This window comes from Paracoccus denitrificans, assembly GCF_900100045.1.
GTDB classification, from domain to species: domain Bacteria; phylum Pseudomonadota; class Alphaproteobacteria; order Rhodobacterales; family Rhodobacteraceae; genus Paracoccus; species Paracoccus denitrificans.
In genome coordinates this window covers 190,108-203,061 of the sequence record NZ_FNEA01000001.1, presented here as the reverse complement: position 1 = coordinate 203,061, position 12,954 = coordinate 190,108, and the positions used below count along the sequence as shown (strand labels likewise).

The following is a 12,954-nucleotide window of genomic DNA, read 5'->3' as shown; positions in this document are numbered from 1 at the left end:
TTGTCGCGCCGCTGCTGGTCATCGGCCTGGCCTTGGCCGGGGCGCTTTACAGCCTTTAGGGCAAGTTGCCGGGTGCCGCTGCGCGTCCCGCCCATCTTGCTGAAAAGGCATGAATTTTCAGGGGCGGCATGGCCCGTGCTTTCGACTGGGCAATACCCACCCGGCCGGCGAGATGTCGCGCCGGACAAATTTTCGTGGGAACCTTCTTTGATTCTTCACAGTTCTGTGGAAGATTGAACTGAGGCGTTTTGACGCACGGGTTGCCCAGAAATGATCGATTCCGCAAAAGAAACCGATCGTCCCAAGCACCAGAAGCGGGATGAAATCATCGCCTTCCTGATCCTTGCGGTGGTGATCTGGCCGATCCTGTCGGTCGCGATCGTCGGCGGCTACGGATTCATCGTCTGGATGTCTCAGATCATCTTCGGACCCCCCGGACCCATGCATTAGAGAGCGGCCATGCGCGAGCCAGACAGGACCCCCATCCAGCGACGCGACATTCTGACCGGAAAGCTGAAACAGGACAGCGGCGCGGAATCGCGATTTCTCCACATCTCCAGCGCCATCGTCACGGCCCGGCCGGATCGAGCGGCCGAGCTGGCCCGCCATTTCGCCACACTGCCCGGGACCGAGGTCCATGCCGTCCAGGGCGCCAAGATCGTCCTGGTGCTGGAGGGCGCCTCGGTGGGCGAGATCGGCGGCCGCATGGCCGAGATCTCGGTCATGGAGGGCGTGTTCTCGGCCAACCTGGTCTTTGAACAGATCCTTCCCGCCGATGAGAAGGAGGCGCTGGCATGACCATCTCGCGGCGCGATCTGCTCAAGGCGCAGGCGGCGGGAATCGCTGCGATGGCCGCCAATATCCCGCTTTCCGCAGATGCCCAGCCGGTCCCCGGCGGCGTCGAATCCCTGCAGATCACCTGGTCCAAGGCGCCCTGCCGCTTTTGCGGCACCGGCTGCGGCGTCATGGTGGGCGTCAAGGAGGGCCGGGTCGTCGCCACCCATGGCGACCTGCTGGCCGAGGTGAACCGGGGCCTGAACTGCGTCAAGGGCTATTTCCTGTCCAAGATCATGTATGGCCAGGACCGCCTGACCCAGCCCCTGCTGCGCAAGAAGGACGGGGTCTATGCCAAGGACGGCGAGTTCACCCCGGTCAGCTGGGAGGAAGCCTTCGATACCATGGCCGCGCAGGCCAAGCGGGTGCTGAAGGACAAGGGACCCACCGCCGTCGGCATGTTCGGCTCGGGCCAGTGGACCATCTTCGAGGGCTATGCGGCAACCAAGCTGATGCGGGCGGGGTTCCGGTCGAACAACCTGGATCCCAACGCGCGCCATTGCATGGCCTCGGCCGCCTATGCCTTCATGCGGACCTTCGGCATGGACGAGCCGATGGGCTGCTACGACGATTTCGAGGCCGCGGACGCCTTCGTGCTCTGGGGCTCGAACATGGCCGAGATGCATCCGATCCTGTGGACGCGGGTCGCCGACCGGCGGCTGGGCCACCCGCATGTCAAGGTGGCGGTGCTGTCCACCTTTACCCATCGCAGCTCGGACCTGGCCGATATTCCCATCGTCTTCAAGCCCGGCACCGACCTGGCGATCCTGAACTATATAGCCAACCACATCATTCAGACCGGCCGGGTGAACCGCGATTTCGTGGATCGCCATACCACCTTCGTCGCGGGCGCGACCGGCATCGGCTACGGGCTGCGCGACGACGACCCGCGCGAGGTGGCGGCGCGCACGGCCGAGGATCCGGCGGCGACCACGCCCTCGACATTCGAGGAATTCGCCGAACTGGTCAGCGAATACACGCTGGAGAAGGTCTCGGAACTCAGCGGGGTCGAGCCGGGCTTCCTGGAGCAGTTGGCCGAGCTTTACGCCGATCCCGACCGCAAGGTCATGTCCTTGTGGACCATGGGCTTCAACCAGCATGTGCGCGGCGTCTGGGCCAACCAGATGGTCTATAACATCCACCTGCTGACCGGAAAGATCTCCGAGCCGGGCAACAGCCCGTTCTCGCTGACCGGCCAGCCCTCGGCCTGCGGCACGGCGCGCGAGGTGGGCACCTTCGCCCATCGCCTGCCGGCCGACATGACCGTGACCAATCCCGAGCACCGCAAGCATGCCGAGGAGATCTGGCGCATCCCCCATGGCGTGATTCCGGAAAAGCCGGGGCTGCATGCGGTGGCGCAGGACCGGGCGCTGCATGACGGCACGCTGAACTTCTACTGGATCCAGGTGAACAACAACCTGCAAGCCTCGCCCAACAACAGCGGCGAGGCATGGCCGGGCTATCGCAACCCCGAGAATTTCATCGTCGTCTCGGACGCCTATCCCACGGTCACCGCCATGGCTGCCGACCTGATCCTGCCCGCCGCCATGTGGGTCGAGAAGGAAGGCGCCTATGGCAATGCCGAGCGGCGCACCCATGTCTGGCACCAGCTGGTCGAGGCGCCGGGCGAGGCGCGCTCGGACCTGTGGCAGATGATGGAGTTCTCCAAGCGCTTCACCACCGACGAGGTCTGGCCCGAAGAGATCCTGGCCGCCAATCCCAACTATCGCGGCCAGAGCCTGTTCGACGTGCTGTTCCGCAACGGCAGCGTGGACCGCTTCGACATCTCGGAACTGAGCCCCGACTACGCCAACCAGGAGGCGAACGATTTCGGCTTCTACGTCCAGAAGGGCCTGTTCGAGGAATATGCCGCCTTCGGGCGCGGCCACGGCCACGACCTTGCCCCCTATGACACCTATCACGAGGTCCGCGGCTTGCGCTGGCCCGTGGTGGACGGCAAGGAAACGCTCTGGCGCTATCGCGAGGGGCTGGACCCCTATGTCGAGCCGGGCGCCGGCGTGCAGTTCTATGGCAACCCCGACGGCAAGGCGCGCATCATCGCCGTGCCCTATGAGCCGCCGGCCGAACCGCCGGACGAGGAATACAACATCTGGCTGGTGACGGGCCGGGTGCTGGAGCATTGGCATTCCGGCTCGATGACCATGCGCGTGCCCGAGCTTTACCGGGCCTTCCCCGGCGCCCGCTGCTTCATGAACCCCGAGGACGCCCGCGACATGGGTTTCAACCAGGGGGCCGAGGTGCGCATCGTCTCGCGCCGGGGCGAGATCCGCTCGCGCATCGACACGCGCGGCAGGAACCGGATGCCGCGCGGCGTCATCTTCGTGCCGTGGTTCGATGCCAGCCAGCTGATCAACAAGGTGACGCTGGACGCCACGGATCCCATTTCCAAACAGACGGATTTCAAGAAATGCGCGGTCAAGATCCTTTCCGTCTGATCCGGCCCGCCGCCATGGCCGGGCTGGTGCTGTTCGCCCTTGTCGGCGCCGCCCTGCCGCAAGCCGAGCCGGCAGTGCAGATCGTGCCGCCGCTGACCGGCTGGACCGAACCCATGTCCGAGGGGCAGATCCCGCCGCTCGGGCGGCCGATCACCGATGACGTGCGCCGGATGCGCAACTATCCCGAACAGCCGCCGGTGATCCCGCATTCCATCGACGGCTACCAGCTGACGGTGAACACCAACCGCTGCATGGATTGCCACAAGCCGCAGTTCACCGAGGGCTCGGGCGCGCCGATGATCAGCGTCACGCATTTCCAGGACCGCGACGGGCAGATCCTGACCGACGTGACGCCGCGGCGCTATTTCTGCACTGCCTGCCATGTCCAGCAAGCCGACGTGAAGCCGCTGGTGCCGAACGAGTTCCGCGACGGCTATCGCCACGCCGGGGGCCCGTGACATGGGCTGGATCAAGGCGAGCATCCGCTGGGTCTGGGGCCGGTTCACCTGGTTCTGGCGCGTCATCAGCCGGCCCAGCAGCTTTCTCAGCATCGGTTTCCTGACGCTGGGCGGCTTCATCTGCGGGGTGATCTTCTGGGGCGGGTTCAACACCGCGCTGGAGGTCACCAATACCGAGAAATTCTGCACCAGCTGCCACGAGATGCGCGACAACGTCTATCAGGAGCTGATGCCGACGGTGCATTTCTCGAACCGCTCGGGGGTCAGGGCCAGCTGTCCCGACTGCCATGTCCCGCATCAATGGACCGACAAGATCGCGCGCAAGATGCAGGCATCGAAAGAGGTCTGGGGCAAGATCTTCGGCACCATCAGCACGCGCGAGAAGTTCCTGGAAAAGCGGCTGGAACTGGCCAAGCATGAATGGGCGCGGCTCAAGGCCAACGATTCGCTGGAATGCCGCAACTGCCATGCGGCGGTGGCGATGGACTTCACCAAGCAGACCCGCCGCGCGGCCGAGATCCACGAGCGTTACCTGATCCCCGGCGAAAAGACCTGCATCGATTGCCACAAGGGCATCGCGCATCAGTTGCCCGACATGACCGGGATCGAGCCCGGCTGGCTGGAGCCGCCCACGCTGCGCGATGACAGCCAGGCCTGGCTGGGCGGCGGAGACGAGGCTGTCCACCGCTATCTCGCGACCATCGAGGCCAGATAGGCCGCCGGGCCGCGGGCAATACGGCGCCTTGCGCGGCACCGCAGCGATGGGCCGGGCGCATGCCCTCGACTCGGCGTGCCGCCACGGCTAGACTGGGGCCATGACCACGCGCCTTCCCCTTTGCAGGAGCCGGTTCGTCGCCGGTATGCTGCTGACGCGCTCTCTGCCCCGGGCAGAGGCGTCCTTGCGCTGACCTCGCGCCCGGGGTTCCCCTCTCCAGCCAACCCATCGCCCGACCGGCCGCTATGCGGCCATGGCGGGGCACGACACGACTGAAGGAGCCGACATGGCCAGAACACCGCGACCGCCGGTCACCATCGCCAGCGACACGCTCGACCGGCTCGAACGCCTTGCCGAAGCGGCGATGGCGCGCAATCCCGAGCTTGCCGACCGGCTGCTGGCCGAACTGGCCCGCGCCCGCGTCCTGCCGCCCGCGCGCATGCCCGCGGATGTGGCCGGCATCGGCAGTGCCGTCACCTTTCGCGACGAGACCACGGGACGCGAGCAGACCGTCGTGCTGGTCTGGCCCGAGGATGCCGACATCGCCGCCGCCCGCGCCTCGGTGCTGACGCCGATCGGGGTGGCGCTGATCGGCCTCAGGGCAGGGGCGCGCTTTACCTGGGACACCCGGGCGGGCGAAACGCGCGAGCTGACCGTGCTGTCGGTCGGTCGCGCCGATCCGGTGACCCCGGCGGCATAGGGGTGCTTGCGATGGGCAAGGATCGGCTCTGCCGGGAATGCGGCCCCGCGCCGCGGATCGGACTGCCGCATCCTTCGGCGATCTTTCCGCTGCTGATCGGTTTCAGGGCCAACAATGTGCCGGGGTTGTCCGCGCGCTGAACGCCGGGCAACCCAAGGCCATTTCCGAAACCGTCACGCAATCACCGGGCGGCCCATGGCCTGCCCGATGTCGGGGATCGATCATGCCCATCTGGAATACCCTGGCCCGCGCCGATACCGCGGCGGGCGACGAAATCCTGCTGCGCCAGCGCGGCGCCCTTTACGAGATCCGCTTCAACGGCCTGGAGCTGATGTCGAACCTCAACCACCAATCCGAGACCGTGCTGGCCGAGCGCAGCCTGCGCCTGCATGGCCGCAGCGACGCCCGCGTGCTGATCGGCGGGCTGGGCATGGGCTTTACCCTGCGCGCCGCGCTGGAATTGCTGGGGCCTGCCGCGCAGGTCACGGTCTGCGAGCTGATCCCCCAGATCGCCGGCTGGAACCGCGACCGCATCGGCCATCTGGCCGGCCACCCGCTGCGCGATCCGCGCGTCACCCTGCGGATCGCGGATGTGATGGAGGTGCTGCTGGAACACCGCGCCGCCTTCGACGTGATCCTGATGGATACCGACAACGGCCCGGATTTCACCGTGCGCCAGGCGAACGGCCGGCTTTACGGCGAAGGCGGCCTTGCGGTGCTGCGCAAGGCGCTGCGGCCCGACGGCATCGCCGCCTTCTGGTCCGCCACCGCCTCGGACCCGTTCGAGCGCGTGCTGGACGCCCAGCCCTGGCATTGGCGGCGCGCCGACATCCAGTTGATCGGCGGGCGGGTCGATGCCTTCCACCACATTTACCTGGCCTCGGCCGAGGCCGGGCGGATCGGCCTGCGGGCCTCGCCGGACGCTCTGCCCGCGCTGGCGCTGTCCTGACCCTCGCCGCAGGGCATCCGTTCCGCCGTCAGCCGGATGCCCTGCTCGCGCAATGCGGCATCGATCAGGCTCAGCACCTCGTTGCGGCAGGCCAGTTCGCGGTCATGCTGCGGCACCCAGTATTTCACCCGATAGGCGATGCCGGCGGGACCGTAATCCGTCACCTGCACCTCGGGCGGCTTGCCGACCGAGATCGTCCGCGCGGCGCCGGCGGCCTCGGCGATCAGCCGGCCCGCCTCTGCCACCGGCAGGTCGGCGGGCAGGGTCAGTTCGGCATGGTCGCGGTATTCCTGCCGCGGTGCGCTGAAATTGGTGATCCGCCGCGCCGAGATCTGGCTGTTGGGCAGGATGACATAGGTGCTGTCGCGGGTGACGAGGCGCGTAGTGCGCCAGCCGATCTCCTGCACCCTTCCCTCGGCCAGGGTCTCGATACGCACCCAGTCGCCGATGCGAAACGGCGCCTCGATCCCCATCGCCAGCCCCGAGAACACGTCGGCGACCGCATTGCGGATGGCAAAGCCCAGGACCGCCAGCACCAGCCCCGAGCCGGTGAGGATGCCCGACAGATCCTGGCGAAAGAACAGCGACAGGCTGGCCAGCGCGGCAACGGCAAACAGCACGAAGCGCAGCAGGTCCAGCAGGACCTTGGGCACCGCCCGCCGGCCCTTTCGGCGCCGCAGAAGCCGGCGGGCGGTAAGGCCATGGGCCAGATGGGCACCGGCAAAGCAGGCCACCGAAAAGCCGGCATCGCGCAACGGCCCTGCCCAAAGCTGCAAGGCGGACAGGTCGGGATAACGCCGTGCCAGCGGTTCAGCCAGCGTGGCGACGGCCAGCGCCATGCCGATGATCGCCGCCAGCCGCCACAGCGTGCCCGTGGCCGGGATTTCATCTCTCGCCATCGTCGCCCCCTTTGGCGCCCTTGCGCCGGGGAAGACGGCGGGGCTCTGGCGTCGAGAACGGCAGCGGGAACGGAGAACGGCAGATCGGACATCGCCGGGCCGCAGCCCGGGGAACGTCTTCACCGCAATGCGGACAAACCGCCGGCAGGAAGGCGCGCAGCATGACGGAACCTCTTGGGAAAACGGGCTGGATTCATCTTAACCCCGGCCTGCCGTCCGCGCGGGGCGCGTCAACGGGACCGGGGCAAGCCATGCGCCTGTTCAAGGCGCAGCGTGAATCTGTCCAAGCCGAAGCTTTCCAAGACGAAACCCTTTGCGCAAGATCCGAGGGGGGTCGTGATCCGAGGGGACCGTGGCCCATTCGCAAAGATGGTCATTATTTATTTTATTTCAATAGACTCTCGGCAAAAGATCGAACCGTTCGACCCAAAGCTATTGCGGCAGCGCCCCACGCCGCGTCAGGCGGATCAGTTTGCCGGGGTCGTCGTCGATCAGCACCAGCACGGCGCCGTCGGGGGCGATCTCGACATCGCGGACCCGGCCGATATCGGGGGCAAGCCGCTGTTCGCCGGTGACGCGGTCGCCCTCGATCCGCAGCCGCACCAAGGCCCCGGCCTGCAATCCGCCGATCAGCGCATCGCCACGCCACTCGGGAAACATCGCGCCCTCATAGAACGCCATGCCGCTGGGGGCAATGACCGGGTCCCAGTAATAGACCGGCTGCTCCATCCCCTCGTGCCGGGTCTGGCCCTGCCCTGCGCGAGTGCCGTCGTAGTTCAGCCCATAGCTGATGACCGGCCAGCCGTAATTGCGCCCCGGCTCCAGCAGGTTCAGTTCATCCCCGCCCATCGGACCGTGCTCGACGGTCCAGAGCCGGCCCTGCCCGTCCAGCGCCGCGGCCTGGATGTTGCGGTGGCCATAGGTCCATATCTCGGGCTGTGCATCGCCCCCGGCCAGGGGGTTGCCTGGCGCCGCCTCGCCTGTCGCCGGGTCCAGTCGCAACACCTTGCCCAGATGGTTGGTCAGGTCCTGCGCCACCGGCGTCTCGGGCGGGATCGCGCGCTCGCCGGTGGTGACGTAAAGATAGCCGTCCGACCCCAAGACCAGCCGCGATCCGAAATGCAGCGGCGATTCCACGCCGGGCTGCTGGTGAAAGATCACCCGCATCTCCTCCAGCGCGGTTTCGTCCTGCGACAGTCGGCCGGTGCCGACCGCCGTGCCGTTTTCCCCATTGCCGCGCGGCTCGGAAAAGCTGAACCAGACCTGCCGGGTCTCGGCAAAGTTGGGGGCGACGGCCACGTCCAGCAACCCGCCCTGATCGCGGGCGTCGACCTCGGGGAGGCCCTTGATCGGCGGGGACAGCCGGCCATCGCGATATAGCCGCAACTGGCCGGGACGTTCGGAGATCAGCAGCCCGCCATCGGGCAGAAGCGCCATGCCCCAGGGATGGCGCAGATCCTCGGTCAGTACGGTGCGGATCAGACGCATCGCCTGCGGCATGACCGGCGCGCGGGTCTGGCCGGCAAAGGCGGGGCTCTGGTCGATGGCATTGGGCGGATCGGCATTGAAATCGGCCAGCGCAGCCGACGGCATGGCCAGGACCAGCGCGGCAAGGATGGCGAAGGGGCCTCGGTGCAGAATCATGCGTTCCTCATCTGGATTTTCCGTCTCAAACCCGTCCGGCGCATCATGGGCCGCAAACCGCGCCCTGCACTTCCAGTAACCATCGCCGCGCGGCCACGTCAATGCAAACGGGATTGGCAATCCGATGAAACTCGCGGGGGTTGTTTCAGACAGTCGGGATGCAATCCAAAAAACACCTGCTCCTTATTTCCGCTTCGGACAGGCTTTATCTGTCCGAAGCGCTTGGCCGCAATTGCGTCTGAGGAATCGAATAGGCATGCAGCCTTCGTAAAGCGCAGCAGGAAATCATTCTTTTTACAGCGCCATGACCTTGGGGGCAGCACGCCGTCGGCCATCTGCAAACGGACATAACCTGCGAATGGGCAAGTATCGCGTGGAGGTGAAGGACGAGAAGTATATCCACGCAAACTGCAGCGGTTACGGAATGTCATCCCTTATTTTCACGCCTGCAGGACGCTCATTCCATCCAGAAAAATCCCTGAAAATCGGTGGAATTGGAAATAATGGGCATTTCTGATCGGGTCGCAAACGCCTACACCGCGTCGCCGGCCAAGGTCTCTGCGAACAGATCGGCACACCAATTGGTCACACGCCGCGCAAGCGGATCGTCGCGCAGGTGCGGCTGCGCCAGCAGCCATATCTCGCGCCGGGCCGGCAGGCGGTGGACCTGGAAGCGCTCGTCCCCGACTAGATCAACGCTCAGGAAATCCGGCAGCACCGCCGCGGCACGGCCGCTGTCGACCAGCACGCGGATCACACGAAGGTTCGCGCTGCGCAGCCTTGCCTGCCTGCCGGGAAAATATTGCTGGAAATCCTGCATTTCCGGCACTTCCATCAACGGGTCCGGATAGGCGGCCAGCACCAGGTCCTCGGGCGCGGCGCCGCGCGGCAAAACCAGGTTGAAGCGCATTTCGCCGACGCGGCGCATGGTGAAGTTGCCGCGCCGGGGACGGCCGAGCCGGATCGCGATATCGGCATGCCAGCGCGCCATGTCCACATTGTCGTCCGAGGTTTCCAGTTGCAGCGACAGCTCCGGCTCGGCGATCAGCAGATCCGCCAGCGTCGGGGCAAGATAGTGCTGCGCGATGGCGTCGATCGTGGTCAGCCGGAAATTGCGCAGCGGGCGCTCCTGGCGCTCCAGCTGCAGGGTGATCGCCTCGGCTGCCTGCTCCATCAGCACCAGGGGCTGGAGCAGGGCGCGGCATTGTTCGGTCGGCCTGCGCTGTCCGTCGACCGCCTGAAACAGCACGCAACCCAGGCTGCCTTCCAGCCGGGCCAGGCGGCGCGCGATGGTGGTTTCCTCGACATTCAGCATTTTCGCAGCCCGGTTGAACGACCCGCACCGGTTGATGGCGGCCACCACGCGAAGGTCGTCCCAGTTCATACTTTCGTCTCCGCTGCACGTATGCAGGCACCGGCTGCAAATCCTGGGGGTTACCAGAACGATCCGTCCACTTCAATCTGCCAGGGATTTGCGCGGGTATTTGAAACCTCAGACTTTCGTCGTAGTTTCAATTGCTTCCGGGCAGATCCGAACAAGGACCATTGAGCGAGAGGAGGCGTGACATGGTTTCTGTCGAAGATTTGCACGGCCTGTCTGCGGGCCAGGCATCGGTGCCCGATTGCAAGCTTTTCCCGCAGTCCCCTTCGGCCGCGACGCGGATCGCGGTGTTGCTGGCTGCGGCCCTTGCCGGGGCGGCGGGCGGGGTGGCGCTGGCATCGGCCGCCGGTCCGCAGCCGCTCTGGGCGGTGCTCGGCGCGGCGGCGGTGGCGGGCGGGCTGTTGTCCACCTGGTCGCCCTGCGGCTATTCGTCGATCTCGCTTCTGCGGCCGGATGGGCGGGGGCTGCGCGCGGTGGCGGGATGGCTGCCGACATTCGCCATGCACGGTGCGGGCTACGGCCTGGGCGCGCTGATGCTGGGCGGCCTGCTGGGCGGCATCGGCCTGATCGCCGGCTTTTCCGGTTTCGGCAGCACGGCCCTGCTGGTGCTGGGGCTGGTCGGCCTGGCTTACGGTGCGCATCAGCTTGACTTCCTGCGCGTGCCCTATCCGCAGCGCCGGGCGCAGGTGCCGCATGACGCACGCCAGCGTTTCCCGAAATGGGTCATCGGCGGGCTTTACGGGCTGTCGCTGGGGCTCGATTACCTGACCTATGTGCAGACGCCGCTGCTTTACATGATGACGCTGGCGGCGGTCTTTACCGGCAATATCGCCCATGCCATCGCCATTGTCGCGCTGTTCAACCTGGGCCGGTTCCTGCCGGTCGCGGTCAACGCGCTGCCGATCCCCGATTACCGGGTGCAGGCATGGCTGGCCCGGCACCAGGAAAACGCCGCGCTGGCCGACGGCGCCATCCTGACCGCGCTTGGCGCGGGCTTCACGGTGCTGGCGCTGATCTGAACCACCCCGACTCTCGATCCCATTCATACGGCGATGCCCGCGTGTCGCGGGTGTCCTGCTGCCATCACAGGAGGAGACGATGGCCCTTCCACCCAATTTCATGCCGCTGTTCCGGGCTTCGCTGATCGGGCTTGGGCTGGGCTGCTCGGCGCTTGCGCTGGCGGCCAGCGCCCAGGACGCGCCCGAGGCCGAGACCCAAGCCCAGGAAACCCAAGGCCAGGCCGCTGCCCGCGCCGCCGCGGCCGACCTTGCCGCCGGCCAGGACGACGAGCCGCGCATCCTCGAGGCGCCCGCGCCCGACGCGCGCCGCGTCTATGTCAACGACCCGGCGCATTTCGCCGCGGTCACCCAGCAATTCGTCATCGACGGCGAGGCGGGCCGGGTGATCGGCATGATCGACGGCGGCTTCCTGCCCAATCCGGTGGTGGCCGACGACGGCTCGTTCATCGCCCATGCCAGCACGGTGTTTTCCCGCATCGCACGGGGCGAGCGCACGGATTACGTCGAGGTCTTCGACCCCGTGACGCTGCTGCCCACGGCGGATATCGAGCTGCCGGATGCGCCGCGCTTCCTGGTCGGCACCTATCCCTGGATGACCTCGCTGACGCCGGACGGCAAGACGCTGCTGTTCTATCAGTTCTCGCCCGCTCCGGCCGTCGGCGTGGTCGATCTGGAGGGCAAGGCGTTCAAGCGCATGCTGGACGTGCCGGATTGCTATCACATCTTCCCGACCGCGCCCGACACCTTCTTCATGCATTGCCGCGACGGCAGCCTCGCCAAGGTGGCATTCGGCACCGAGGGCACGCCCGAGATCACCCATACCGAGGTCTTCCACCCCGAGGACGAGTTCCTCATCAACCACCCCGCCTATTCGCAAAAGGCCGGGCGGCTGGTCTGGCCGACCTATACCGGCAAGATCCATCAGATCGACCTGTCCTCGGGGGATGCGAAGTTCCTGCCCGCCGTCGAGGCGCTGACCGAGGCAGAGCGCGCCGATGGCTGGCGTCCCGGCGGCTGGCAGCAGGTCGCCTATCACCGCGCGCTGGACCGCATCTATCTGCTGGTCGATCAGCGCGACGAATGGCGCCACAAGACCGCCAGCCGCTTCGTGGTGGTGCTGGATGCCAAGACCGGCGAGCGGCTGGCCAAGTTCGAAATGGGCCACGAGATCGACTCGATCAATGTCAGCCAGGACGAAAAGCCGCTGCTCTACGCGCTCTCGACCGGGGACAAGACGCTTTACATCCATGACGCCGAAAGCGGCGAGGAATTGCGCAGCGTGAACCAGCTGGGCCACGGCCCGCAGGTCATCACCACGGCGGACATGGGCTAGGGTCATGGCGGATTTCCTGATCCAACCCATGGTGCTTTGGGCGCTGCGCATCTTTCTGGCGCTGCTTTTCGTCGCGGCGGCGCTGTCCAAGCTGCGCCATGTCGAGGAGTTCTACGGCGTGGTGCGCAATTTCCGCCTGCTGCCCGACCTGGCCAGCCGCGTCGTGGCGCTGGTCCTGCCGGTGGTCGAGGCCGCGGTGGCGGTGGGCCTGGTGGTGACGCCGCTGGCCGTTCCCGCGGCGGTCGCGGCGGCAGCGCTGCTGCTGGTCTTTGCCGCGGCGCTGGCCATCAACGTGCTGCGCGGCCGGACCCAGATCGATTGCGGCTGCTTCCGCAACGGGCTGAAGCAGCCGGTCAGCTGGCTGCTGGTCCTGCGCAACCTGGTGCTGACCGCGCTGGCCCTTGCCATCGCAACCGGCCTGCCGGCCGCTGTCCCCGCCTCGCTGACCGAGGGCGCGACGGGCCTGCTGGCCGGCGCCACCGCCATGCTGATCTATCTGAGCGCATCGCTGCTTGGCGGGCTTTCCGCCGCGCAGACGGCAAACAAGACTGCGAAAGGACGCTGAC

Annotated in this window: 13 protein-coding genes; 10 read left to right on the top strand and 3 right to left on the bottom strand. The window is 66.6% G+C overall.

Features of this window, described 5'->3' with window-relative positions:
• Positions 1 to 270 precede the first annotated feature (270 nt).
• From napE to BLT64_RS00905, 7 genes are all read left to right on the top strand, one after another.
• A complete protein-coding gene (gene napE / locus BLT64_RS00935; RefSeq protein ID WP_011750939.1) occupies positions 271 to 450 on the top strand; it encodes a periplasmic nitrate reductase, NapE protein in 180 nt (59 codons plus the stop codon).
• Between the two features lie 9 nt (positions 451 to 459).
• The gene (locus BLT64_RS00930) at positions 460 to 798 is read left to right on the top strand and encodes a chaperone NapD (RefSeq protein ID WP_011750940.1); all 339 of its coding nucleotides are present in this window, start codon (positions 460 to 462) and stop codon (positions 796 to 798) included.
• Positions 795 to 3,290: a periplasmic nitrate reductase subunit alpha gene (napA, locus tag BLT64_RS00925; protein WP_011750941.1), complete on the top strand. Its 2,496-nt coding sequence runs from the start codon at positions 795 to 797 to the stop codon at positions 3,288 to 3,290. The genes BLT64_RS00930 and napA overlap by 4 nt, the downstream gene beginning before the upstream one ends.
• A complete protein-coding gene (locus BLT64_RS00920; protein WP_011750942.1) occupies positions 3,263 to 3,748 on the top strand; it encodes a nitrate reductase cytochrome c-type subunit in 486 nt (161 codons plus the stop codon). The genes napA and BLT64_RS00920 overlap by 28 nt, the downstream gene beginning before the upstream one ends.
• Before the next feature lies 1 nt (position 3,749).
• A complete protein-coding gene (locus tag BLT64_RS00915; RefSeq protein WP_011750943.1) occupies positions 3,750 to 4,463 on the top strand; it encodes a cytochrome c3 family protein in 714 nt (237 codons plus the stop codon).
• A 286-nt stretch (positions 4,464 to 4,749) separates the two neighbouring features.
• Positions 4,750 to 5,163, top strand: coding sequence for a nucleoside diphosphate kinase regulator (rnk, locus tag BLT64_RS00910; protein ID WP_011750944.1), 414 nt, complete (start codon positions 4,750 to 4,752; stop codon positions 5,161 to 5,163).
• A 223-nt stretch (positions 5,164 to 5,386) separates the two neighbouring features.
• A complete protein-coding gene (locus BLT64_RS00905) occupies positions 5,387 to 6,112 on the top strand; it encodes a spermine/spermidine synthase domain-containing protein (RefSeq protein ID WP_011750945.1) in 726 nt (241 codons plus the stop codon).
• Here BLT64_RS00905 and BLT64_RS00900 read toward each other — a convergent pair.
• The 3 genes from BLT64_RS00900 to mauR form a co-directional block, all read right to left on the bottom strand.
• Positions 6,034 to 7,011: a mechanosensitive ion channel family protein gene (locus BLT64_RS00900; protein ID WP_011750946.1), complete on the bottom strand. Its 978-nt coding sequence runs from the start codon at positions 7,009 to 7,011 to the stop codon at positions 6,034 to 6,036. The genes BLT64_RS00905 and BLT64_RS00900 overlap by 79 nt on opposite strands.
• Positions 7,012 to 7,443: 432 nt before the next feature.
• Entirely contained in the window at positions 7,444 to 8,655 is a 1,212-nt protein-coding gene (locus BLT64_RS00895; protein WP_011750947.1) for a PQQ-dependent sugar dehydrogenase, read from the bottom strand.
• 532 nt (positions 8,656 to 9,187) lie between these two features.
• The gene (gene mauR, locus BLT64_RS00890; RefSeq protein ID WP_011750948.1) at positions 9,188 to 10,039 is read right to left on the bottom strand and encodes a Mau operon transcriptional activator MauR; all 852 of its coding nucleotides are present in this window, start codon (positions 10,037 to 10,039) and stop codon (positions 9,188 to 9,190) included.
• Between the two features lie 182 nt (positions 10,040 to 10,221).
• Here mauR and mauF point away from each other — a divergent pair, with 182 nt between their 5' ends.
• The 3 genes from mauF to BLT64_RS00875 all read left to right on the top strand — a co-directional run bounded on the left by mauF (position 10,222) and on the right by BLT64_RS00875 (position 12,953).
• Complete coding sequence (gene mauF / locus BLT64_RS00885; RefSeq protein ID WP_011750949.1) at positions 10,222 to 11,055, top strand: methylamine utilization protein MauF; 834 nt, start codon at positions 10,222 to 10,224, stop codon at positions 11,053 to 11,055.
• A 79-nt stretch (positions 11,056 to 11,134) separates the two neighbouring features.
• Entirely contained in the window at positions 11,135 to 12,388 is a 1,254-nt protein-coding gene (mauB, locus tag BLT64_RS00880; RefSeq protein ID WP_011750950.1) for a methylamine dehydrogenase (amicyanin) large subunit, read from the top strand.
• Between the two features lie 4 nt (positions 12,389 to 12,392).
• Positions 12,393 to 12,953, top strand: a complete 561-nt coding sequence (locus BLT64_RS00875; RefSeq protein ID WP_011750951.1) for a MauE/DoxX family redox-associated membrane protein — start codon at positions 12,393 to 12,395, stop codon at positions 12,951 to 12,953.
• Position 12,954: the final 1 nt, after the last annotated feature.